19 protein-coding genes are annotated in these 24295 nt (G+C 66.3%); 14 read left to right on the forward strand and 5 right to left on the reverse strand.

Going from position 1 to position 24295, the window contains the following annotated elements; translation table 11 throughout:
- The first annotated feature begins 2 nt into the window (after nucleotides 1-2).
- On the forward strand, nucleotides 3-1529 hold the full coding sequence (locus PYV00_RS04530; protein ID WP_275227073.1) for an AMP-binding protein: 1527 nt from the start codon (nucleotides 3-5) through the stop codon (nucleotides 1527-1529).
- 30 nt (nucleotides 1530-1559) lie between these two features.
- Entirely contained in the window at nucleotides 1560-2138 is a 579-nt protein-coding gene (locus PYV00_RS04535) for a TetR/AcrR family transcriptional regulator (protein ID WP_275227074.1), read from the forward strand.
- A gap of 61 nt (nucleotides 2139-2199) precedes the next feature.
- Here the strand turns inward: PYV00_RS04535 and PYV00_RS04540 are convergent, their stop codons facing one another.
- Nucleotides 2200-3141, reverse strand: coding sequence for an alpha/beta hydrolase (locus tag PYV00_RS04540; RefSeq protein ID WP_275227075.1), 942 nt, complete (start codon nucleotides 3139-3141; stop codon nucleotides 2200-2202).
- A gap of 176 nt (nucleotides 3142-3317) precedes the next feature.
- Between PYV00_RS04540 and PYV00_RS04545 the strand changes: the two genes are divergently transcribed.
- The 7 genes from PYV00_RS04545 to PYV00_RS04575 all read left to right on the forward strand — a co-directional run bounded on the left by PYV00_RS04545 (nucleotide 3318) and on the right by PYV00_RS04575 (nucleotide 10894).
- The gene (locus PYV00_RS04545; RefSeq protein ID WP_275227076.1) at nucleotides 3318-5162 is read left to right on the forward strand and encodes a flavin-containing monooxygenase; all 1845 of its coding nucleotides are present in this window, start codon (nucleotides 3318-3320) and stop codon (nucleotides 5160-5162) included.
- Nucleotides 5163-5181: 19 nt separating this feature from the next.
- Nucleotides 5182-5619 carry an EthD domain-containing protein gene (locus PYV00_RS04550; RefSeq protein WP_275227077.1) on the forward strand — a complete coding sequence of 146 codons (438 nt, stop codon included), beginning with the start codon at nucleotides 5182-5184 and terminating at the stop codon, nucleotides 5617-5619.
- Between the two features lie 26 nt (nucleotides 5620-5645).
- Nucleotides 5646-6026 (forward strand): nuclear transport factor 2 family protein, encoded by a 381-nt coding sequence (locus PYV00_RS04555; protein WP_275227078.1) that lies wholly within the window; start codon nucleotides 5646-5648, stop codon nucleotides 6024-6026.
- Nucleotides 6027-6058: 32 nt separating this feature from the next.
- Entirely contained in the window at nucleotides 6059-6943 is an 885-nt protein-coding gene (locus PYV00_RS04560) for an SDR family NAD(P)-dependent oxidoreductase (protein ID WP_275227079.1), read from the forward strand.
- 138 nt (nucleotides 6944-7081) lie between these two features.
- Nucleotides 7082-8044 (forward strand): TauD/TfdA dioxygenase family protein, encoded by a 963-nt coding sequence (locus PYV00_RS04565; RefSeq protein ID WP_275227080.1) that lies wholly within the window; start codon nucleotides 7082-7084, stop codon nucleotides 8042-8044.
- A 155-nt stretch (nucleotides 8045-8199) separates the two neighbouring features.
- A complete protein-coding gene (locus tag PYV00_RS04570; RefSeq protein ID WP_275227081.1) occupies nucleotides 8200-10488 on the forward strand; it encodes a TonB-dependent receptor in 2289 nt (762 codons plus the stop codon).
- An 82-nt stretch (nucleotides 10489-10570) separates the two neighbouring features.
- Nucleotides 10571-10894, forward strand: a complete 324-nt coding sequence (locus PYV00_RS04575; protein ID WP_275227082.1) for an EthD domain-containing protein — start codon at nucleotides 10571-10573, stop codon at nucleotides 10892-10894.
- A gap of 72 nt (nucleotides 10895-10966) precedes the next feature.
- Here PYV00_RS04575 and PYV00_RS04580 read toward each other — a convergent pair whose 3' ends face one another.
- Nucleotides 10967-12013: an NAD(P)H-dependent amine dehydrogenase family protein gene (locus tag PYV00_RS04580; RefSeq protein ID WP_275227083.1), complete on the reverse strand. Its 1047-nt coding sequence runs from the start codon at nucleotides 12011-12013 to the stop codon at nucleotides 10967-10969.
- A 224-nt stretch (nucleotides 12014-12237) separates the two neighbouring features.
- On the opposite strand from PYV00_RS04580, the gene PYV00_RS04585 reads away from it, so the two are divergent.
- Nucleotides 12238-12609, forward strand: coding sequence for an EthD domain-containing protein (locus PYV00_RS04585; protein ID WP_275227084.1), 372 nt, complete (start codon nucleotides 12238-12240; stop codon nucleotides 12607-12609).
- 16 nt (nucleotides 12610-12625) lie between these two features.
- Here the strand turns inward: PYV00_RS04585 and PYV00_RS04590 are convergent, their stop codons facing one another.
- Together PYV00_RS04590 and PYV00_RS04595 are read right to left on the reverse strand one after the other, a co-directional pair.
- Nucleotides 12626-13903, reverse strand: a complete 1278-nt coding sequence (locus tag PYV00_RS04590; protein WP_275227085.1) for an MFS transporter — start codon at nucleotides 13901-13903, stop codon at nucleotides 12626-12628.
- On the reverse strand, nucleotides 13900-14961 hold the full coding sequence (locus PYV00_RS04595; protein WP_275227086.1) for an NAD(P)H-dependent amine dehydrogenase family protein: 1062 nt from the start codon (nucleotides 14959-14961) through the stop codon (nucleotides 13900-13902). Before PYV00_RS04595 ends, PYV00_RS04590 begins: the two co-directional genes overlap by 4 nt.
- Before the next feature lie 184 nt (nucleotides 14962-15145).
- Here PYV00_RS04595 and PYV00_RS04600 point away from each other — a divergent pair, with 184 nt between their 5' ends.
- On the forward strand, nucleotides 15146-17737 hold the full coding sequence (locus PYV00_RS04600) for a TonB-dependent receptor (RefSeq protein WP_275227087.1): 2592 nt from the start codon (nucleotides 15146-15148) through the stop codon (nucleotides 17735-17737).
- A gap of 182 nt (nucleotides 17738-17919) precedes the next feature.
- Here the strand turns inward: PYV00_RS04600 and PYV00_RS04605 are convergent, their stop codons facing one another.
- Nucleotides 17920-19359, reverse strand: coding sequence for an efflux transporter outer membrane subunit (locus PYV00_RS04605; RefSeq protein WP_275227088.1), 1440 nt, complete (start codon nucleotides 19357-19359; stop codon nucleotides 17920-17922).
- A 91-nt stretch (nucleotides 19360-19450) separates the two neighbouring features.
- On the opposite strand from PYV00_RS04605, the gene PYV00_RS04610 reads away from it, so the two are divergent.
- The 3 genes from PYV00_RS04610 (at nucleotide 19451) to PYV00_RS04620 (ending at nucleotide 24295) form a co-directional block, all read left to right on the forward strand.
- On the forward strand, nucleotides 19451-20083 hold the full coding sequence (locus PYV00_RS04610) for a TetR/AcrR family transcriptional regulator (protein ID WP_275227089.1): 633 nt from the start codon (nucleotides 19451-19453) through the stop codon (nucleotides 20081-20083).
- Between the two features lie 118 nt (nucleotides 20084-20201).
- A complete protein-coding gene (locus PYV00_RS04615; RefSeq protein WP_275227090.1) occupies nucleotides 20202-21248 on the forward strand; it encodes an efflux RND transporter periplasmic adaptor subunit in 1047 nt (348 codons plus the stop codon).
- Nucleotides 21245-24295: an efflux RND transporter permease subunit gene (locus PYV00_RS04620; RefSeq protein WP_275227091.1), complete on the forward strand. Its 3051-nt coding sequence runs from the start codon at nucleotides 21245-21247 to the stop codon at nucleotides 24293-24295. The genes PYV00_RS04615 and PYV00_RS04620 overlap by 4 nt, the downstream gene beginning before the upstream one ends.

Genomic DNA, 24295 nt, shown 5'->3' on the forward strand with positions numbered 1-24295 from the left:
CGATGTCCAACCTCTCGCGCTTCGTTCGCCGTCATGCGCTGGCCGCGCCTGAGCGGCGCGCGCTTTCCTATGACGGCGGCGATATCGCCTACGGCACGCTGTGGAGCCGGCTGACGCGCGTTTCCGGCCTGCTCGACGCGCAGGGCATCGCGCCGGGCGACCGCGTGGCGCTGTTGATGAAGAACAGCGCCGCCTTCCTCGAAATCGCGCTCGCCGTAAGCCATGTCGGCGCCGTGCTGGTGCCGATCAACTTCCGCCTCTCGCCCGCCGAGGTCGATTTCATCCTTGCGGACAGCGGCGCCAGGTTGCTGTTTTGCGACGAGGAATTCGCGACCTGGGAGCCGGCCGTCCCTCTCGCTATCCGTGTGCCCGCCGAGGCTCGGACAGACGCCTCGCGACTGCCCGGAGGCGCACCGCGCGAGGCCATGACGCCGCGCGGTTATGACGACCTGTTCCGCATCATGTACACCTCGGGCACCACCGCCCACCCCAAGGGCGTGCTCCACACCTATCGCAACCTGCACGCCAAGACCGCCGACCATATCGTCGAGCTGGGCCTCTCGCGCGAAACGCGCTTGCTGGTGGCGGGGCCGCTCTATCATGTCGGCGCTTTCGACCTGCCGGGGATCGCCGTGCTGGGGACCGGCGGCACGCTTTGCATCCAGCGCGATTTCGATGCCGGCGCGGCGCTGGACCTGATCGAGCGGGAGCGGCTGGGCGGCGCCTGGCTTGCTCCGGTAATGGGCGCGGAACTCCTTGCCGAACAGGCCGCCCACCCCCGCGACACGTCCAGCATCGCCTGGGTGATCGGCGGCGGCGAGCGTACGCCGGAGCGCCGCATCCGCGAATTCGCCAGCGCATTCCCTCGCGGCCGCTACATCGACGCCTATGGCCTGACCGAGACGTGCGGCGGCGATACGATGATGGAAGCGGGCCGGGAGATCGACAAGATCGGCTCGGTCGGTCGCGCGCTCAGCCAGGTGGACATCGAAATCCGCGACGACGATGGAAACGCCCTGCCCTCTGGCGAAGAGGGCGAAGTGTGCATCCGCGGGGAAAAGGTGACGCGAGGCTACTGGAACGCGCCGGGAAAGAACGCAGCCAGCTTCTTCGGCACCTGGCTGCGCACCGGCGACGTCGGCTATCTCGACGCCGACGGGTTTCTTTTCCTGACCGACCGCAAGAAGGACCTGATCATCTCGGGCGGCGAGAACATCGCCTCGTCCGAGGTCGAGCGCGCGATCCAGGAGCATGACGCCGTACTCGACGCGGCGGTAGTCGGCATGGCCAACGAACGGTGGGGCGAACGCCCCGTGGCCTTCGTCGTCATCAGGGCCGGTGCCGAAACGCCCGGCGAGGACGAATTGCGCCAGCATTGCCGTGACAGGCTGGCGGGTTTCAAGGTACCCGACCGGGTGATCTTCACCGACGCGCTGCCACGCAGCGCGTCGGGCAAGGTGCTCAAGCGCGAGTTGCGCGAAGAACTGACGGCCGGAAACCGATGGGGACCGGAAACTGATGGGGAATAGACACTGAACGCCCTGCCCCCCGCGCGGAAGATGACGCGCGCCGAACGCAACGAGGACGTGAAGCGGCGGCTGTTCGACGCAGCGCGGCATATCGTCGGCGAACTGGGCTATGCCGAAGCCTCGGTGGCGCGGATCACCGAAATGGCCGGCGTGGCGCAGGGCACGTTCTATAACCACTATGCCAGTCGCCAGGCGCTGCTTGACACCCTGCTGCCGACCATCGGCCGGGAGATGGCGCATTTCATCCAGGAGCGGACCGAGACGATACGACCGGAAGCCGAACGCGAAACGGCCCGTTTCCACGCCTTCTTCGATTATCTGGCCCAGAATGCGGGATTCCTGCGCATCCTCAACGAGGCGGAGTTCGCCGCGCCCCAGGCTTACCGCCGGCACATGGAGAACATGGCCACCCCGTTCCAGCGCATCCTGGGCCGCGCCCGCGATCGCGGCGAAGTGCGGGACTATGCCGACCCCGAGCTGGAAGTGATCGTGCACATCCTGATGGGTGCGCGCAGCTACCTCAGCCAGCATTACGGTCCCGGTCCGGTCGACGAGCGCGTGTTCAGCGCTTACGCCCGCTTGCTGCGCGGTGGCCTGTTCGCACCTTGACCAGCCGGGTCAACCGGCCGGGCGCGAAACAGGCGCATCAGCTGCCGGACGACGGGATCGGTCATGTCCGCGCGGCGATGAAACGGCCGATGCGGTCGATGGTTCGCCCCGCCGCGCCCGGCAGGAAGGCGTCGAGCGTGAGGAAGCCGTGGATCATGCCCGGGACGCGCTCCACCTCGACGTCGACGCCGCTGCCACGCAAACGCTCGGCATAGGCCTCGCCTTGCTCGGTCAGGATGTCGTGCTCCGCGGTGACGACAAGGGTAGGCGGCAGGCCAGCCAGGTCCGCGGCGCGGATCGGCGCGAAATCGGGATGCTCGCGCGCGGCCGCATCAGGCAGGTACATATCGATGAACCACGCGACGTCCTCTGCCGCCATGAACGGCGGATCGAACCGCCGCAGCGATTCTGCCTCGGGCGTGTCGGTGCAGGGATAGGTCAGGATGTTTCCGGCGATGCGCGCCGTGCCGGCCGCGTGCAGCCTGCGGGTGACGACCGTGGCGAGATTGCCGCCGGCACTGTCGCCACCCAGCCAGAGCGGCACCGCGTCGCCCACCAGATCGCCCAGCCGCGCCGCGATCCACAGCACCGCTGCCTCGACATCCTCGACCGCGACCGGAAACGTGTGCCCGGGCGCCAGCCGGTACTCGATCGAAGCCACGGCACAGCCGGTTTTGGCTGCCAGCAGCCGCGAGAAATTGTCGAGTTCCTCTATGGAGCCAAGCGCGAAGCCCCCGCCGTGGGCCCAGGCGATCAGCGCCGCCGGCCGCACGACCGGACGATAGAGCCGCACCGCGATTTCGCCACCAGCCACGGGCACGCCATGATCCTCGACGCGGTCCATCGCCGGCTCGCGCGTGGGCGCGCAGGCCGCCTGCATTCCCGCGCGGGTCTGCTCGATCGGGAAGGCCGAGAGCGGGGCCGCTGAAAAGGCCTGGGCGACCGCCGCCGCCACCGGATCGAGTGGTCCTTCGGGGCGATATTCCCTGACTTTGGAACCCATGCGCCTTGCTCCCTTCCCTGTGGCGGATCGACGTCCACTTCCGTCAGCCCGGCTTAAACATAAAAGACACAATGTCCATATTTTGGTGGACTGCGCACAAATTTTATCTAGTGTGCCGCCCAACAGAGCTACCGAAACGTGGCCGGCGCGCCGGCGCGCAGTTCAAAGGATGCAGGATGATCTCAAACGCCACCGATGTCCCCAAGGCGTCGGAAATCGACATCCCCGCGCTGCGGGAAAAGTACCGGCGCGAACGTGACAAGCGCCTGCGGGCCGAGGGCCAGAACCAGTATGTCCGCGTCGATACCCATATCGCCGGCTTCTATGACGAGGATCCGCACACCCCCGTCGGGCCGCGCGCGCCGGTCGACGCCGACATCGAGGTCGCGGTGCTGGGCGCCGGCTGGTCGGGCACGCTGGCCGCCTATCACCTGCGCAAGGCCGGCATCGACGACTTCCGCATATTCGAAGCCGCCGGCGGCTTCGGCGGCTGCTGGTACTGGAACCGCTATCCCGGGGTCCAGTGCGATAACGAAGCCTATTGCTACGTCTCGCTGCTGGAGGAGACCGGCTACGTCCCTTCCAAACGCTTCGTCGACGGCTGGGAAATCCGCGAGCATTTCGAGCGCATCGCCGACAGGTTCCGGCTCAATGAGGACGCGCTGTTCCACACGCGGATCGAATCGCTGAAATGGGATGACCAGATCAGCCGCTGGCGCATCGCCACCAACCGTGGCGACGACATCCGCGCCCGGTTCGTGATCATGGGCGCCGGGCCGACCAATACGCCCAAGCTGCCCGGCGTCTCCGGCATCGGCGATTTCAGGGGCCACATCTTCCACACCTCGCGCTGGGATTATGACTACACCGGGGGCAGCCAGAAGAACCCGGTGCTCGACAAGCTGAAGGACAAGCGCGTCGCCATCGTCGGCACCGGGGCCAGTTCGGTCCAGGCGGTGCCGTTCCTCTGCCGCTACGCGAAGCAGCTCTACGTGATCCAGCGCACCCCTTCGAGCGTCGACGTGCGCGATAACCAGCCGACCGATCCCGATTGGGAGAAGTCGCTCCAGCCGGGCTGGCAGGCGCGCCGCCGCGACAACTACCAGCGCTTCACCCACGCCGGCTTCCGGGAAGGCGAGGAAGACCTCGTCGGCGATATCTGGACCGAGATCAACCGCAACATCTCGGCCGAGATGGAACAGGAGGAACAGGGCTGGCGGCAGCTTTCGATCGACGAATTCCTCGAACGCCGCGAGATCATGGACTACCAGGTGATGGAACGCCTGCGCCGCCGTGTCGATGCGATCGTCGAGGACAAGGAGACGGCAGAGGCGCTCAAGCCCTATTATCGCATCATCTGCAAGCGGCCCACCTCGAACGACGAGTACTACCAGGCGTTCAACCGCCCCAACGTGAAGCTGATCGACGTTTCGGACACCCGCGGGCTCGAAGCGCTCACCGAGAACGGCTTCATGCACCGCGGCACCGAATACGAGGTCGACTGCGTCATCTTCGCCAGCGGCTACGAAGTGACCAGCGAGCTGAGACGGCGCTGGGGCATCGCCGCGATCGAAGGGCGGGATGGACGATCGCTCTACGATCACTGGGCCGACGGCTACCGCACGCTGCACGGCGCGATGGCGCACGGCTTCCCCAACCTGTTCGTCATGGGTCTGCTCCAGGGCGGGCTCAACGTCTCGCTGCCAGCGGTCTTCGAGCAGCAAGGCGAGCACATGGCCTGGCTGATCCGCGAGACGCAGGCGCGTGGCGCCGTCGCGATCGAGCCGAGCGCGCAGGCCGAAGCCGACTGGATCCGCGACGTGAAAGCCTCGAACATCGACATGGGCCCGATCGTGCGCGAATGCACGCCGGGCTACTATAACAACGAGGGCGAGGAGAAGGTGCGCTGGTTCCTGGGCGATTCGTGGGGACCGGGCTGGCAGGCCTGGCTCGACCTGCTCGAAGACTGGAAGGCGCAGGGTATGCCCGGCATGACGCTGCGCGTCGGTCAGGAAGCCTGAAAGCGCCGGGAGAGGACCGATGGTAACGATCATGTGGCTGCTGCGGCGCAAGCCCGGCATCAGCTTCGAGCAGTTCCGCGAACATTACGAGACCAGCCACGCCGTGCTCGGCGCGAAGTACCTCGGCCACCTCCTGACGGGCTATCGTCGCAACTACGTGCTTCCCGCCGAAACCGTGGCGGCCGGCAATCCGGCGATGAGCGCCGTGCTGGCGGCGAAGGGTTGGGACTACGATTGCATCGCCGAATGGGACCTGCGCGACGAGGCCGCCTTCGCGCAAGTCATAGCGACGCTGTCGGACCCTGCCATCGGCAAGATGTTCCATGACGACGAGGAGCACTTCCTCGATCGTTCGTCGGTGCGGCTGGTGCGGTATGAAAGGCACGAGACCGACACGTCGCGATGCGTGCCGCCGGATGTCCCGATCAACTCCGGCAGCAGCCTGTGGGACAACTGAGGGCGATCTGGGGAGAGAAAGCCACCATGCCAGACAATCCGAACCTTGCCGTGCTCGAACGCTTCACCGGCGCGGTGATGGCCGGCGATGGCGAGACGGTCAAAGCGCTCTGCGCACCGGGCTTCGCCCTGCACGAAGGCTCCGGGCTGTCCTTCGCCGGCACCTATGGCGGCGGCGAGGGCTTCATGGCGTTCTTCGCGATCTTCGTCGACGCGCTCGCGATCGAGCGGCTGGAAACGGTTCGCATCTACCAGACCGACGATCCCGACTTCATCGTCGCCGAGATGGAACTGCGCGCGACGGTGCGCGAGACCGGCAAGCCCTTCGAAAGCTCACTGCTCGAGCGCTGGCGGTTCCAGGACGGCAAGGTGGCCGAGATCAAACCGCACTACTTCAACGCGATGTGACGCAATCACAACAATTCCGGGAGACTGAACGCATGAGCACCACCGCCGTCGAACTCACCGCCTATTGGGCCAAGGGGCCCGTCGCTCTCATCATCGGCTGCGGCGGCATGGGCACGTCGATCGCTCGCACGCTCGGCCGGCGGCATCCGCTTCTGATGGTCGACATCGACCAGAAGCGGCTCGATGCGACAGTGGACGGCCTGCTGCTCGACGGCTTCGCCGCCAGGGGGCATCTGTGCGACATCACCGATCCGGCGCAGATCGAAACGCTCGGCCAGGTGCTGGCGCAAGGTCCAGGCGTGCGCGCCCTCGCCCACGTCGCCGCCGTCGGCAAGTCGATCGGCGACTGGCGCAAGATGATGGACATCGACCTGTTCGGTGCGGTTCGCGTGGCGCAAGCCGCCGGGCCCAGCCTGGTGCGCGGCGGCGCGGCGCTGTTCATCTCGTCCCTGGCGAGCTACCTGCCGCCGCTGGACAGCAAGCTCGACGCGCTGCTCGACGATCCGCTGGCGCCCGGCTTCTGCGACGCGCTCGAAACCTATCACGGGCGCGAGCCCGATTTCGACTGGACCTACAACTATGCCAAGCTCGGCGTGAACCGGCTGGCCGAGCGGCTGGCGCGCGACTGGCGCGGGCGCGAGGCACGGGCCCTGTCGCTCTCGCCGGGCATGATCGACAGCCCGATGGCCCGCGCCGAAGGTGATACCCTGCCCAGCCATGACGGCAGCGAGGCGCGCGTTACCCGCGCCGACAAGGCGAAGGAAATCCCGCTCGAACGCGAAGGCTCGCTCCTTGAAATCACCAACGTGGTCGATTTCCTGCTTTCGGACGCGGCCAGCTTCGTGAACGGCATCGACATTCCCGTCGACGGAGGCCACCGCGCGGTCTGGCACAAGGCGGGCATTGTCGCGCGATGACGCGGAAAGCCGCCGCCGCCAGGCCATTCGTCGCCGCTGGCCAGTGCGATCCGGCCGCTCCGATGCGCGCATGTCGTAACCCCGCACTCACTGCCCGGCTGATCGCCGGCTGATATTCGGAAACAGGAGAAACAGACCGTGACGCTCCATATCCGCCCTCTCGACGACAAGCTCGATTTCGGCGTGCGCATTTCCGGCCTCACGCGCGAGATGACCGGGGACGAAGCCATCCGCACGCAGATCAATGCCGCTTTCGAACAAGCGGGCATGATCGTGTTCGAGAACGTCGAGCCCAGCAACGCCATGCAACTGGCGCTCAGCAACGTCTTCGGCCCGCTCAAGGAGCACCCCGTCAAGTCGATCGCGCGCGTCGATGCCGAAGGGATGCCCGGCGTGATCGAGCTGCGCAGCAGCCCCGACAGCGGCGGTATCGTGGAAGTGAACGGCAAGCAGGTGTCGCATTGGCTGCCCTGGCACTTCGACCATTGCTACAACGACGAACTGAACCGCGCCGGCATCCTGCGCGCGGCCAAGATCACGCCGGCAGGCGGCCTCACCGGCTTCCTTGACGGGATTTCGCTCTACAAGCTGTTCCCCGCCGATCTGCTCGCCCGGATCGAAGGCGCGGAAATCCTCTATACGCTCAACTCGCACTACGAGACCCAGCGTTTCAGCAATCCTCCCGATCTCAAGGTGCTGCGCTCCAAACCGATGGGCAAGGACTTCGAAGCCCAGGCCAGGGCCATGCCGCGCGCCATCCACCCAGCGATCTGGACGCGCGTGAGCGGCGAGAAAGTGCTCCATGTGTCGCCCTACATGGCCGAGGGGATCGTCGGGCACGAGGATTCCGCAGGTGATGCGCTGTTTGCCGAGATTACCCGCGCGATCAACGAACTCGCCGCGCAGTGCAGCTACCACCACGCCTGGAAGCCGACCGAGATGTTGATCTGGGACAACTGGCGGATGCTCCACGCCGTGTCGGGCCATGATCCCGCGCACGAGCGCATCATGTACCGCACCACGATCAAGGGCGACTACGGCCTCGGCCGTTTCGAGAACCGCGGCGTCGGCGGCCGTATCCTGCAGGATACGATCATCTGAACCGACAGCGCCAGAATGGAGACGGTTCGAATAATATCTGGACATAACGTCTTCTATTATACATAAAGCGGAAATGGGCTCGCGTGCCATCCGGGGCACGCGAACCAAGTGAATAGCCGCCAGCAAAGAGCGGCTTTCCAACGGGGAGGAATGCGATGTCTAAAAGCTCAACCGTGCGTTTGCGTGCGCTGGCCGGTGTCGCGCTGGCTGGCCCGGCCGCATTTGCCGCGATCCCGGCCCTGGCGCAGGAAACCGACGCTTCCGGCGGCCTCGAAGAGATCGTCGTCACCGCGCAGCATCGCGAGGAACGCATGCAGGACGTGCCGATCGCCGTCGCCGCGGTAACCGCCAATGCACTGCGGGACAATGGCGTCGACACCACGCGCGACCTGCCGCAGATCGTGCCTTCCGTGCAGTTCACCCGCTCGGGCGCCTCGGGCCTGCTCTTCGTCCGCGGCGTCGGCACGACCAACGCGGCGGTAGGCGAAGAAGGCGCGAACGCGGTCTACATCGATGGCGTCTACATGGCCGATCTTGGCCAGACGATAAACAACTTCAACAACATAGAACGGATCGAAGTCCTCAAGGGGCCGCAGGGCACGCTGTTCGGGCGCAACGCCACGGGCGGCCTGATCCACATCATCACGCGTGAGCCGGGCGACGAGTGGAAGCTCGACGGCCAGCTGGGCTATGGCAATTACGACACGATCAATGCCCGCGCCTATGTCGGCGGACCGATCACCGACAAGGTCGGCGTCGACCTCGCGCTCACCAAGACGCACCAGAGCGACGGCTGGGGTCACAACGTCACGCTCGACCGCAAGAACAAGGTCCAGGACTTCGCCGGCGCCCGGTCGAAACTCGTCATCCGCCCGACCGATGCCGTGAAGCTGATCATCGCGGGCGACTATTACGAAAACCACGACAACCTCGCGCTCGGCTATCAGATCGATCCGGGCACGATCGGGTCAGGTGGCCAGATCGGCGGCCGCACCCCAACCGGGCAGTCGCTCGGCTGGTGGGATGCGACGCTCAATGACTACCCGGATACCAGGCAGAAGATCTGGGGCGTTTCGGGCACGCTCGAGGCCGATCTCGGCTTTGCCAAGTTGACCAGCATCAGCGCCTATCGCAAGACCACGAACCGTTCGTCGTTCGATGTCGATGGCGGCCCGCTGTCGTTGCTCAAGATCGACTTCGTGTCGGGCGGCAAGTCCATCCAGCAGGAAGTGCGGCTCGCTTCGACCATGCCCGGTCCGCTGTCCTGGCAGCTCGGCGTGTTCTATCTGCACAACGAGGCGACCAACGATTCCAATTTCTCCGGCCTCGGCTTCGCGCCGCTGCTCGGGCAGCATATCGTCGCCGACCTGAAGTCCGATTCCTACGCCGCCTTTGCCGAGGCGACCTATGCGATCACCCCGACGACACATCTGACCGGCGGCATCCGCTACACCAAGGACAAGCGCGATTTCGACGGCGGCCAGGCGAATGTCACCGCCGCGGGCGAAGGCGCGCTGACCAAGAATCCGATGACGAAGCTCAGCTACAACAAGGTGACGTGGCGGGCCGCGCTGCGGCAGGACATCACGCCGGACATCAATGTCTACCTCTCGGCGAACCGTGGCTTCAAGGCGGGCTCCTACAGCCTGCAGAGCCCGCTCAACTCGCCCTATCTGCCGCAGACCATCACCGCTTACGAGGCAGGGCTCAAGTCAGAGCTGTTCGACCGCAAGCTGCGCCTCAATCTCTCGGCCTATCATTACGACATCCAGGATTATCAGGTCCGCTCGGCGGCGACCGCGGCGCTTGGCGCATCGGTCACGCTCAATGCGGCGACGGTGAAGGTCGACGGCATCGACATCGACTTCGAGGCCGCGCCGACGCAGCACTTGCGCCTGTTCGGCGGCGCGACCATCCTTGATTCGCGCTATGGCAAATTCGGCGGCGCCGGCGCCACGTTCCAGGCACCGATCATCTATCCGCGCGTTGTCGGCCAGACGCAGGCCACCACCTGCCCGGCCAATCTGGCCGGCACCAAGAACCCGGGCGTGTTCTTCCCCAACGGCGTTGCGGCGGGCGGCTATTTCACCTGCTTCGGCGACGTCTCGGGCCTGCGCACGATGAACGCGCCCAAGTTCACCGCAAGCTTCGGCGCGAGCTACAAGATACCCGTGGGCGAGACCGGCCAGGTCCGCCTGTCCGGCCTCTACAGCTACAACTCGGGTTTCGTCTTCGAGCCCGACACCATCGCCAGGCAGCCCAGATACAGCCTGGTCAACGGCTCGATCGAATACCGCCCGGCCGAACAGTTCGGGTTCGAATTGTGGATCCGCAATGCCTTCAACGAGAAGTATTCGGTGCAGAAGATCTCGTCGGGCACTGGCATCACCCAGTCGGCCGGGGCCCCGCGGACCTATGGTGTGAACCTCAACTTCTCGTTCTGATGGCGCGCCGGGCCATGCTCGCGCGCCGCCCGCTCGCCAGGGGCAACGATGCCTGGCGAGCGATCTCGCAAGCGGAAAAGACATGATGCAGCGCGTTTTCGTCCTGCTCAAGCGCAAGCCCGGCATGACCTTCGAAGCCTTTCGCGAGCACTACGAAAACGGTCATGCGCTGCTGGGCGAGAAATATTTCGGCCACCTCTTCGTCTCGTATCGCCGCAACTACATTCCCAGCGGGACGCGGCTGCTCGACGGGGCGGTGGTGGAGAACGCTACGATTGTCTCACCGAACTCGTCTTCCGTGAGCCCGACGGCTACCTTGAGCTCAAGCGCATCGCCAGCGAGCCGGAAGTGTATCGCGCGCTCGTGGCGGACGAGGAATTGTTCCTCGATCGCGGTCGCTGTGTGAACGCGATCTCGCAGCCGGTGGAAAGCAATGTCGAGGGGACCTTCCGCTAGCCGACGCGGCCAGGTGCTCCGGTCATGGCCGGACCAGGCCGAGGGGCTGGACAATCCCGAGATCGAGATGGGTAAGCAGGCCCGGCCGCGCCTCGCAAACCGCCGGAATCGCGGTCGCGGCCAGCAGGCCGGTCCAGGGCAGGCCCGGGAAATGACGCCCGCCGTCGGCTTCCTCGCCGCCCATCAGCTTCATCTCCAGCGGCGGATCGCCCGCGATCACGATGCGATAGCAACTCTCGCTGGTATCCCAGCGAGGCTCGATGTCCTCGCCCATCGTCCAGATGGTGTGGAAGGTCATGAACGGCTTACCCTCGACCCAGGCGGTCCATTCGTAACGCTGCCCGCCCACCGTGCCCTTGCGGATGACGCCGTTGGGATAGGGAATGTCGCGCGTCGCCCGGGCGACCTCGAAGCTGGCGGTCAGCCGCTCGATCGTCTTGCCGAGCCCCTCCACCACCATGGTCATGGACTGCGCGAAGTGGTGCGGCGCTTCGGGTGATCGCCTGGGCTTGGCCAGCAATGCGTCGGGATCGGTGCCGAAGCCCATCATCTCGATATAGACCATCGGATTGCGCAGCTTGTCGATCACCTCGGACACTTCGATCCGGTCGATCCGGTTCATCATTCGCGCCAGCGTGAGCGGCAGGATGTCGCCCGCGAAACCGGGATGGACGCCGCCGCCGTAGATCGAGACACCGCCCTCGCGGCAAGCGGCCTCCACCTCGGCGAACAGTTCCGTGTAACGCTCGCTCGGGTAGAATGGCCCGAGCGGCGAGACCACGTTCTTTCCCGAACGCAACAGACGGCAGACCATGTTCCAGTCCAGCCCGATCGGCGCGAACATCACGCAGTCAGCCTGCATCGCCAGTATCTGTTCGACGTCGTCGGTGGCGATCACCCCCGTCGGCGGCAGGCCGACAAGCTCACCCGCGTCCCTGCCGATCTTGTCGGGATTGTAGACGAGCACGCCGGCAAGCTCGAACACCGGGTTCTCGATGAAATGCGTGAGGGCCGCCTGGCCGACCACGCCGGTGGCCCACTGAATGACACGGTAGGTCTTCCCGCTCATGAAATGCTTCTCCCACAGCGCGGCGGCAGGCGCCGCGCATTCTCTTTTTTGCACCGACACGGTTGTTCGCGCTGGCCGGGCAAACCGCCTGTGACCTATGGCTCAATGCACGACATTCCGTCCATTAATTTGATGCATCGCAGCGCGGAAAAATCGTGGACGATATGTCCGATAATATGCCAATGTCGGGAATGGCCGGAAGCGCCAGGTTCGAGGAGAAGTCGATGCCGATCAAGATGCTGGTCATGGTCCGGCGCCGCGCGGATTTGTCGCCCGCCGAGTTCCGTGACGGTTACGAGAACAGCCATTCGCGGATCGCGGTAAAGCTGTTCGGCCACCTGTGGCTGTCCTATCGCCGCAACTATCTGAAGACCGCGCGCAATTTCTTCGGCGATCAGTCGGGTATCGACGTGGTCGGTTTCGACGCCGTCTCCGAATTCGTCTTGCGCGACGAGGCCGCGGCAGAGGAAATGGGCCGCATCGCCCGCGAACATGCCGAGATGCTCCAGAAGGACGAGGCGCGCTGGTTCGACGTTTCGCACTGCTGGAAGATCTCCTGCGAGACCATCGAGGAAGACCTCGGCGCTTTCGCCTGACGGCCCCTTCCCCGCATCAGCCAGCGACCGAGGGGCTGCTGCCCGCCGGAAGCACCGATGCGCCGGAAGATGCCGGCGCCACGTCGGCCGACCAGTCGGGATAGCGCCCGAGCGACGCGAACAGCATCGCGGCGACCAGGCTGACCGGCACGACCGCGATCAGGAGGAGATGGTACGTTCCTGTAACGTCATAGATATAGTTGGCCGCAACCGGCGCCGCGCCCGAGCCGAACAGGACGACGCCGTTGATCATGCCGAACAGCGTGCCGAACTTGCGCATACCGAGATGGCGCGCGGCGAGATAGCCGCAGGCATCGACCTCGGTCCCCGCGGAGAGGCCGAGAAACAGGGCCGCGACCGCCACGGGTCCGACCGAGCCCGGAAACAGCGTGAGCAGCAATGCGGTCACCACGGGCGAGACGGCGGCCGCGGCGGCCACTTTCTTTGCATCGAAGCGGTCCAGCAGGAAGCCGCCCCCCAATCTGCCGACGATCGATCCGATACCGATCAGCCCTGCCAGCCAGGCTGCCGTCGCGGTATCGAAGCCCTGGCTGTCAAGCACCGGCACGGCGTTCACCGTCAGCGCGATGCTCGAAACGGCGAACAGCAGCACGGCGGCGGCAAGCTTGCGAAACGACGGCGCTGCCAAGCCCTCGCGCACGTCGAAGCCGGTTATCTCGACCGCCGCGTCATGGACGACAGTGTCGCGCGCGGCGCGGAAGAACAGCAGCACCAGCGGAAAGACAATGACCCCACCGATCACCGCCAGCCCTATATAAGCGCCGCGCCAGCCATATTCCGTGACCAGCGCACTGGTCGCCAGCGGAGTGACGGCGGCGCTGAGCCCGGTCCCGCACAGCGCGAAGGCCAGCGCCTTGCCGCGATGGACGGAGAACAGACTGTTGAGCGCCGCTGCCCAGACAGTGGTCACCAGAAGCATGGATGCGACCCCGAGAAGCGCCCAATGCAGCCACCACGACCAGATGTCCGGGCCGGCCCGCGACAAAAGGGCCAGCGCGCCGCAGAAGGCGACCACGCCGATCGCGGCGATCCGGCGCGGCCCGAAGCGATCGATCGCAATTCCCGCGACAGGTGCGCCGACGAGCCCCATCATGGCGATGATCATCGGCCCCATCGATATCTCGGTGCGGCTCCAACCGAATTCGCGCTCGAGCGGGCCCATGATCACCCCGAGCGAATAGCCGTTGACCGCCGCCAGCATGATCCCGGCGATGCTCGCCAGGAGCACCGGCCAATGCCGCCACTCGCCGCTCGGCCCGCGGGTGCGCGTCACGATCGGTCCGCCTGACGTTCCGCGCCTTGCCATATGCCGGCTGGCGCCGCGACCAGACCCGCGCCGCGAAGGCCCAGGATTCCGGGCGGAGCCGCGTTGACCTCGAACACGGCGCTGACGGCCGGCAGGGCGGTGACAATCGCATGTTCAAGGTGCGACCAGTCCTGCGGCACCGTGACCGCGACCCGCAGGGCGATGCCGGGCTCGCCATCGACATCGACGAGGTAGTTGTGTTCGTCGATCTCCCAGCCCTCGTTGAGCGCCCGTGTCATGTACCAGATCACGCGCTGACGCACGACGGTGCGGCCGTCGACCTTGCCATCCCATCCGCCGCGCAGCGCCGCATGGCTTCCCTTCGCGATACGGAACCAGCCAAGGTTGATGTCCTCGGCGGCGGTCGCGTATTCGACAAGGAATTCGACCTCGTCGAGTTCGAATTCGAGCGCTTCGGCGATGCGGACGACCGAGTCGCGGAACGAGATCAGCGCGACGCGGGCCGATTGCAGAACCTCCGCCGTGGCTTCGGGCAACGACATGCCCACGGCAAGCCAGGTCTCCACCGATTCGTAGTGCGCGACGCTGACGCTTTCGGTCACCATGACCGAATCCACCCGCCGGCAGATCGCCGTCGCGGTCGCGGCCAGGGTATCGAGCCAGCCGGGGTTGATGCCCGTTATATAAAGCGAGCTGCCGCCCTGCGCACAGGCCGCCTCCAGCCTTTCGCGGACCTCCCCCTCCACGCCGCCCAGGTTGTTCAGCAGGTTGGTGCTGATGACGTCGCTGCCCGATGCCAGCAACCTGACGAGATGTTCGAGATCGGCCATGAACGGCGTGTAGATGACCGTGTCGGGCGAAAGCGCCACAAGCGCTTCCACATCGTCCGTGGCTCTGACGCCGCAATCGGGCCGCCCGCAGATCGCCCCCGCGTCCACTCCCACCTTGTCCGCAGAATGGGCAAAGACACCGACCAGTTCCAGCCGGGGATCGTCGAAGATCGCGCGCAAGGCCATCTTGCCCACCTTGCCCGTCGTCCACTGGACGATCTTCCGCCTTTCCATTCTCTCGCTCTCCCAAGACGACGGGCCTGCTCGCCGCCGATCATTTTTCTCGTCCAGTCAATACGACGTAATGCTAGACATAACGTCTTCTAATATGACATACCGTCTGAGCCAGACAAGCTTGAAAAGCAGGCGATGCGGCAGTCAGCACGATCTGACGAGCCGCCAGACAGGGAGATGATCGATGGAAAGGCATACCGGCCTTGCGACCAAAAGAAGCGTCCTGCTTGCGGCGACCGCGCTAAGCGCGCTCGCCAGCACTCCGGCATGGGCGCAAAATAGCGACGCGTCGGCGACGAACGGCGCGGACATCATCGTCACGGCCCGCCGCGTCGAGGAGCGGCTGCAGGACGTGCCGATCTCGATTACAGTGTTCAATCAGACACAGCTCGACAAGAGCAACATCACCAACGGCGTCGAACTGGCGAGTTTCACGCCTTCGTTGACCGCGAATTCGCGCTTCGGCCAGTCCAACGCGAGCTTCGCCATCCGCGGCTTCACCCAGGAGCTTCGCACCGCTCCCTCGGTCGGCGTTTATTTTGCCGAAGTGACCGCGCCGCGCGCCGGTCTTGTCGGATCCTATTTCGGCGAGGGTGCCGGCGCGGGCCTCTATTTCGATCTTCAGAACGTGCAGGTGCTCAAAGGCCCGCAAGGCACCCTGTTCGGCCGGAACACCACGGGCGGCGCCATCGTGCTCGTGCCCCAGCGGCCGACCGACCGATTCGAAGGCTACGTCGAAGGCACCGTCGGCAACTTCAACCTGCGCCGCGTTCAAGGGGCGATCAACCTGCCGCTGTCGGACGCGCTGCGCCTGCGCCTGGGCGGCGACTACGAAAAGCGCGACGGCTATCTCAAGAACATATCGGGCATCGGCCCCAGCCGCCTTGGCGACCGCGATCGCTATGCGCTTCGCGCCAGCGTGCTGTGGGACATTTCGCCCGACATAGAGAACTACACGGTGGCCTATATCCAGCGTTCGTCGGACACCGGCGTGATCCCCAAGATCACCGAGTGCAACAACTCCATCCCGATCAACGGCCGCATCCCCGCAATGGGCAACCAGGCCTGCGCCCAGATGGCCCGGGAAGCGGGCCAGAGCTTCTGGACCGTTCAGAACGCCCTGGTGAACCCGGACAACACGGCCCGGCAATGGCAGGTCATCAACCAGACCAAATGGGTGGCCTCCGACAGCATCACCGTGCGCAACATCGCAAGCTATGGCGAATACAAGGCGCAGTTCCGCAACGCCACGTTCGGGGAGTACTTCCCGCTGGGCGGAGACAACCCGCCCGATGCCTCGCTGATCTTCACCTGGTCCTATCCGATCGGTGAGCCGACCGGTCCGGGCGGTCTCTCGCCCGGCGGAAAGCTGCTGCCGCGCGCCAACCAGTGGACGCTCAGCGAGGAGCTTCAGCTTGTCGGCAACCTGCCCAACCTCGAATGGCAGGCCGGCTTCTATTACGAGAAAAGCCAGTCGATCGGCCTTTCGGGGGCCAACAGCGCCAGCTTCGCGGCCTGCCCGGGCAATCCGCCCGTGATCGAGACCGGCACGTGCATTCCCGTGTTCGGCCCCGCGAGCGCGATCTATTCCCCCGCGATCAACCAGTCGAAGTTCCGTGATATCGGCGCCTATGGGCAGGCGACCTATTCCTTCTCCGACCAGCTCAAGCTGACGGGCGGGTTCCGCTACACCTGGGACCGCGTCGAAGGTGAGAACGTCTCGGCCGTGCGCCGGGCGGTGAATGGCCCCTTCACCTGCACGTTCGCGCCTATCGTCGGACCGACGATCCCCAATCCGGCCAATCCCAACGCGCGCATCGGCGCGCCGATCACCGATATCAACGAGTGCCGGATCAATCCGAAAACGTCATCGAGCGCGCCAACCTGGATGATCGACCTCGATTACTTCCCGATCCCCGACATGATGATCTACGCCAAGTACAGCCGCGGCTATCGCCAGGGGACGGTCAACATCTTCGCCTCGGTGGGCTCCAGCTTCGACACGATCGCGCCCGAGAAGGTCGACGTCTATGAAGCGGGCCTCAAGACAAGCTGGCGCGGCGCCGCGCCGGGGTCGTTCAACGTGGCCGCGTTCTACAACGACTTCACCAACCAGCAGGTCCTGCTGGGCCTTGAGGATCGTGTGCTGAACCGCGCGACGGCGACGGCGACCGTCGTCAACGTCGGCAACTCGACAATCCAGGGCATCGAAGCGGACGCCACCGTGCGCTTGGCCGATGCGGTGACGCTAAGCGGCAACGCGGCCTACCTCGATACCAAGATCAAGTCGCTGACCTTCCCGACGCTCGGCCCCGACGTGCCCTATGACACGCTCGTCGCCACCGTTTTCCCGGGATCGGCCCTGCCCTTCACGCCGAAGTGGAAGATGACGCTTACGGCGGCCTGGGATCTGCCGCTGCCCGAAGATATCGGCAAGGTCACTCTCAGCGGCACGTTCAGCTACACCGACAAGCTGCTCAACCAGGCCGGCAATCCGGACGGCGATCCGGCGCGCAACATTCCGCCCGGAGTGCAGCGCGGCAACGGCATCTTCGTGCCGAACATCTACCTGCCATCCGTCAGCCTGTGGAACTTCAACCTGAGCTGGAACGACGCGCTGCAGTTGCCGGTGGATATCTCGGCATTCGTCGTGAATGCGACCAATGAGAAATACTATCTCAGCTATAACAACCGCAACAGCGTCGGCTTCGCCTCGCAGCTCCCCGCCGAGCCGCGGACCTGGGGCGTGAAGCTGCGCTATCGCTTCGGCAGCTAGCTGCCGTCGGGCAGCGGCGGCCCGCACCGAAGGAAAGCGCAACCCGCCATCGGGCGAGCTTTCCCTTCGGTGCGACGCGCCCGCCGCGAAGTTGGCCAAAGCGTGCGTCTGCAAGCCCGGCCCTGATCCGGCCTGGCCGGGATTGCTCCCGTCCATCGCCGGGAACAGGATAGGTCCTGGCCCTAGCTCTGCCAGCCACCGCCCAGGGCGCGAAAGGATAACACCGCCGCCCGGGCCGCGTCCGACTGGGCAGTCACGCGCGCGTCGCGGGCTTGCAGCAGGCGGCCGGTGGATTGCAGCACCTCGACCCGGCTCACGACGCCGCGCGCCTCGGCCGTCCGCACGATCTGCCACCGCCGCCCGAACGAATCCTCGCTCGCCCGCAGCAATTGCGCCTGTGCCTGGCTCTTGGCGAGCGAGGTGAAGGCATTCTCGACATCGGCGGTCGCCTGCAGCACCGCCAGGCGATACGCCGCCAGCGCCTCGCCATAGTGCCCGCGTGCGGCGGCGACTTCGGCATCGACGCGACCGAAATCGAACAGCCGCCAGCGCACGCCGGCGATCGCCTGCGCTTGCGCGCCGCCGGAGCCGAGCAGGCTTGCGGCCGAAGTGCTAGAAAAGCCGAGCAACGCCGATAGCGAGAAATGCGGATAGTATTCGGCGATTGCCGTGCCGATCCGCGCGTTGGCGGCGGCAAGCCTGCGCTCGGCGATGATGATGTCCGGCCGCCGGCGCAGCAGGCTGGCCGGCCCCTCGGCGCTGGCGATTGCCGGCGGGGCGGGAATGGCGGAAGGTGCGGCAAGCGCCCCGTGCCAGCTTCCGGGAACGGCGCCCATCAGCACTTCGAGCGTGTTGGTCGCCGTTTCGAGCGCCGATTCGAGCGGCGGCACTTGCGCTTCGATGCGCGCGCAGGTGCTTTGCGCTTCCCGCAAGTCGGCCTCGGCCAGCAGGCCGCGCGCATACTGCAATCGGGCAAGATCGAGCAGTTGCCGCTGCGTCCCGGCCTGTTCGCGCACGATCGCCAGCCGCGCCTGCAGCGTGCGCAGCTGGATATAGGTGTCGGCGGCTTCGGCCACGACCGCGACACGGGCCGCCGCGGCCCCTGCATCGGCAGCCTGATAGTCCGCCAGCGCGGCCTGCTGGCCGCGGCGAAGCCCGCCGAAGATATCGGCGTCCCAGCTCGCCCCGGCACCCAGATCATAGAGATTGCCGTCCCGGTCCACGCCCAGCGCGTTCTGGATCTGGCCGATCGGGGTTTCGACGGACTGGTGCGCCGTCGCGGCGGACCCGTTCAACGCGCCACTGGGCAGCAGCGCGGCCCGCGCGATGGCCACCGCCGCGCGCGCCTGGCGAACACGGGCGACGGCCTGCGCGAGATCGAGGTTTTCGGCCAGCGCCTGGTCCACCACCTTGTCCAGCATAGGATCGCCGAACCCGCGCCACCAGGACGTGAGATCGATTTGTGGCCCCGATGCGGGCGCCAGGCCGCTGCCCGCGCGGAAGCCGGCGGCCATTTGCGGATCGGGCGGCTGGTAATCCGGGCCGACCATGCAGCCGCTCAGCGCAAGGGCGAGCGCAAGCGTGGCGGAGAAACGAACGGTGCGCGCCAAAACGCATGGCATGACGGCTTCCCCGGAGCGACTGCGGAACTTGTGACGAAATCACACAATCGTCACATGACGTCAATCGGGAAATTGGTGTAAGAATGCGGCCATGAACGGTGTTACGGACAAGCGCCGGCTTTCGCAGGGGGCCGGCCAGCGCGGGCCCGCCGAGCACGAACGCCGCGATCAGATCATTCGCGCGGCCGAGCAGCACATCCATGCGGTGGGCTATCGGCGCACCTCGGTGGCCGACCTTGCGCGCGCGATCGGCGTATCGACCGCCTATATCTACAAGTTCTTCGATTCGAAGCGCGCGATCGGCGAGGCGATCTGCGCGATGACGCTTCACGGGATCGCCGACAAGCTGTGGTCGATCGCGGAGGGGCCTGGCTCCGCGGAAGTCAGACTTCGGTTGATTTACAGTGCCTTGGTGGAACAGGGGCGCGCCATGTACTTCAACGAGCGCCAGCTTCACGAGATCACGCTGGTCGCCGTGGAGCAGAACTGGAGTTCGATCGGCACGTATATCGATACGTTGCAGCAGATCGTCCGCCGCATCGTGCTCGACGGGCGCGAGGCCGGCGAGTTCGAGCGCAAGACGCCGATCGACGAAGTGTGCGGCGCCATCCTCCAGACCATGGCCCCCTTCTCGCATCCCGTGCTTCTCCAGGTCCGGCTTGATAACCTCGATGAGAGTGCCGGGGCGGTGGCACGGCTGGTGCTGCGCAGCCTGGCGCCGTGATTCGCGCGCCCGAAGTGACGAATTGACAGAATCGTCACTTAGTGACAGATAGCTGAAATCGTCACTTCTCCGGGGTAGTTCCATGCCTGGTGTGCATCCTTGGTCGCGGTCGCTGGCCGTGACCGCCGTCGTGCTGCTTGCCGGCTGTGGCGGGACCGCAGAGCGCGATCCGCGCACCGAAGCGCCCCTGGTGCAGATCGCCATCGCGCGGCCAGCGGGCGAAGCTTCGCGCAGCTTCACCGGCGTGGTCACGGCCCGCGTGCAGAGCGACGTGGGCTTCCGGGTGGGCGGCAAGGTGGTCGAACGGCTGGTGAACGCGGGCGATCGCGTCCGGCGTGGCCAGGCCCTCATGCGCATCGATCCCACCGATCTTGGCCTGGCGCTTGCCGTCCAACGGGAAACCGTCACGGCGGCGCGAGCCCAGGCAGTTCAGGCCGCCGCCGAGGAGCGGCGGCTGCGCGGGCTCGACAAGGAGGGCGCCATCACGGCCCAGGCCTATGACCAGGCCAAGGCCGCGGCCGACAGCGCGCGGGCGCAGCTGGCCGCCGCGGAGGCCGCCGCGCGCGCGGCCGGCAATGCGCGCGACTATGCCGTGCTGCGCGCGGATGCCGATGGCGTGGTGGTGGAGACGCTGGCCGAGCCCGGGCAAGTGGTGTCGGCCGGACAGCCGGTCATGCGCGTTGCCCAGGCAGGCCCGCGCGAGGCTTCGGTCAGCTTGCCCGAAACCGTCCGGCCGGCGATCGGTTCGATGGCGATCGCCACGATCGAGAGCGGGGCCGCCGCTTCGCCGGCCCGGCTGCGCCAGCTCTCCGCCGCCGCCGATCCGCGCACCCGCACGTTCGACGCGCGCTATGTTCTGAGCGGCGCGGCCGCGCAGGCGCCGCTGGGCCGGACCGTCAGCGTCGCGCTTCCGGCGCCGCGCGACGAGGGCATCGTCGTCCCGCTGGGCGCGCTGTGGAACCCGGGCTCGGGCCCCGGGGTCTGGGTGCTGCCGCCGGGGCGCGACCAGGTCCGGTGGCGGCGCGTGCGTGTCGCCCGGCTCGATGCCGAAACCGCCGTGGTGGCTGCTGGCCTCCGCGCGAATGAGCGGGTGGTCGGACTTGGCGCGGACCAGCTTCATGCCGGGCAGACCATCCGCGTCCATGCCGCCGAAGGCACGCGATGAGCGGCTTCAACCTTTCCGCGCTCGCCGTGCGCGAGCGCGCGGTGACGCTGTTCGTGCTGATCGTGGTGGTCGTCGCCGGCGCGTTTTCGTTCCTCAACCTTGGCCGCGCCGAAGACCCGACCTTCACGGTGAAAGTGCTGACCGTGACCGCCGCATGGCCCGGCGCGACGGCCCAGGACATGCAGGACCTGGTCGCCGAACCGCTGGAGAAGCGCCTTCAGGAGCTGGAATATTACGACCGGGTGGAAACCTTCACCCGGCCCGGCCTTGCCTTCCTCACCCTGACGCTGAAGGATTCAACCCCCGCGAAGGCCGTGCCAGATCAATTCTACCAGGCGCGCAAGAAGCTGGGCGATGAAGCCGCGCGCCTGCCGCAAGGCGCGCTCGGCCCATTCATCAACGATGAATATTCGGACACCGACTTCGCGCTTTACGCGGTCAAGGCCAGGGGGATGCCGCCGCGCGAGCTGGCCCGCCATGCCGAGCGGCTGCGCCAGCGGCTGCTGCATGTGCCCGGCGTCACGAAAGTGGACCTGATCGGCGAGCGGCCGGAACGCATCTTCGTGGATTTTTCCTTTCCGAAGCTCGCCACGCTGGGCATCCCGATCGGCGATGTGCTGGCCTCGCTCGCGCGCCAGAACATCGTCGCACCGGCCGGTTCGGTGGAGACGAGCGGACCGCGCGTGTTCGTCCGGCTCGATGGCGGCTATGCCGATCTCGACCAGATCCGCGCGACGCCGATCGTGGCGGAGGGCCGCACGCTTCGCCTGTCCGACATCGCCACGGTCTCGCGCGGCTATGAGGATCCGCCCACTTTCCTGATCCGCAATGGCGGCGAGCCCGCGATCCTCCTGGGCATCGTGATGCGCGAGGGCTGGAACGGCCTTTCGCTGGGCAAGGCGCTGGAGGAGGAAGAGCGGGCGATCACGCGCGACCTGCCGCTTGGCCTGCAGCTCGGCAAGGTTTCCGACCAGGCCGTGAACATAGACGAGGCGGTCGGCGAGTTCATGCTCAAGTTCTTCGTCGCGCTCGCCGTGGTGATGGTGGTGAGCCTGATCAGCCTGGGCTGGCGCGTGGGCATCGTCGTCGCCGCCGCCGTGCCGCTCACTCTCGCGGCGGTGTTCGTGGTGATGGAGGCGACCGGCCGGGTTTTTGACAGGATCACGCTGGGGGCACTGATCCTCGCGCTCGGCCTGCTCGTCGACGATGCCATCATCGCCATAGAAATGATGGTGGTGAAGATGGAGGAAGGCTGGGAGCGCACCAGGGCGGCCGCCTTCGCCTGGAGCTCCACCGCCGCGCCCATGCTCGCGGGCACGCTGGTCACGATCATCGGGCTGATGCCGGTGGGCTTCGCCAGATCGAGCGCCGGGGAATACGCCGGCAACATCTTCTGGGTCGTGGGGTTCGCGCTGATCGTGTCGTGGATCGTGGCGGTGACGTTCACGCCCTATCTCGGGGTACGGCTGCTCCCCGCCATCGAGCCGGTGCCGGGCGGCCATGCGGCGATCTATGCAACGCCACGCTACGAGCGCTTCCGCGCGATCGTCCGCCGGGCCATCGCCCGCAAGTGGCTTGCGGGGGGCGCCGTCGTGGCGGCCTTCCTGCTGGCGATGCTGGGCATGGGGCTGGTGAAGCAGCAGTTCTTCCCGGTTTCCGAGCGGCCCGAGCTGATCGCCGAAATCCACATGCCGGAAGGCAGCAGCATCACCGCAACCGATGCGGCGACCCGCAAGGTGGAACGCTGGCTGCAAGCGCAGCCCGAAGCGAAAGTGGTGACCAGTTACGTCGGCCAGGGCGCGCCGCGCTTCTTCCTCTCGCTCAGCCCCGAGCTGCCCGATCCGGCCTTCGCCAAGATCATCATCCTGACCCCGGACGCGAAGGCGCGCGACACGCTCAAGGCGCGGCTGCGCGCGCGCATCGCCGCCGGCCTGGCACCCGAGGCGCGAGTGCGGGTGACCCAGCTCCTGTTCGGCCCGCCCGTGCCCTATCCGGTGACGTTTCGCGTCGGCGGCTCCGATCCCGATCGGCTGCGCGCCATCGCCGGGCAAGTGACGAACGCGATGCGCGCCAACCCGAACATGCGTCAGGTCAACACCGACTGGGGCGATCTGGTGCCGACCGCGCATTTCGTGCTCGATCAGGCGCGCCTGCGGGCGATCGGGCTCGATCCGCAGGCGGCGGCGCAGCAACTCCAGCTGCTGCTGAGCGGCGTGCCGGTGACGCAAGTGCGCGAGGATATCCGCACAGCCGTGATCGAAGCGCGCGCCACGGGTGCGCAACGTCTTGATCCCGCGCGCCTTGCCGACCTGTCGCTGACCACGGCAGACGGGCGCAGCGTGCCGCTCGACCAGATCGGCCGCATCGAATACCGGCCCGAAGCACCCATCCTGAAGCGTCGCGACCGCGTCCCCACCATCACCGTGCGGGGCGACATCGACGAAAGGCTCCAACCCGCGGAAGTCAGCGCGCAAGTGGAAAAGGCACTGGCGCCGATCCGCGCCGCGCTGCCGCAAGGCTACAGCATCGACACCGGCGGCGCGGTGGAAGAAGCGGCCAAGGCGAACACGGCCCTGGGCGCGGTGTTCCCGATGATGATCCTGGCGATGCTTGCGGTCATCATGATCGAGGTCCGCTCCTTTGGAGCCATGGCGATGGTTTTCCTGACCGCGCCGCTGGGCCTGGTCGGCGCGGTTCCCACGCTGCTGCTGTTCCAGCAGCCGTTCGGCTTCAACGCGATCCTGGGGATGATCGGCCTCGGCGGCATCCTGATGCGCAATACGCTGATCTTGATCGGCCAGATCGACGACAACCAGCAGGCGGGCCTCTCCCCCCTTGACGCGATCGTCGAGGCGACCGTGCAACGCGCGCGGCCCGTGCTGCTGACCGCGCTCGCGGCCGTGCTCGCGTTCATTCCGCTCACCACATCGAGCTTCTGGGGGCCGATGGCCTTCGTGCTGATCGGAGGGACCGCGATCGGGACGGTGCTGACCTTGCTGTTCCTGCCGGCGCTTTACGCGATCTGGTTTCGCATCGGGCGCGATTAG

The organism is Novosphingobium album (ex Liu et al. 2023) (genome assembly GCF_029076845.1).
Lineage (GTDB): Bacteria > Pseudomonadota > Alphaproteobacteria > Sphingomonadales > Sphingomonadaceae > Novosphingobium.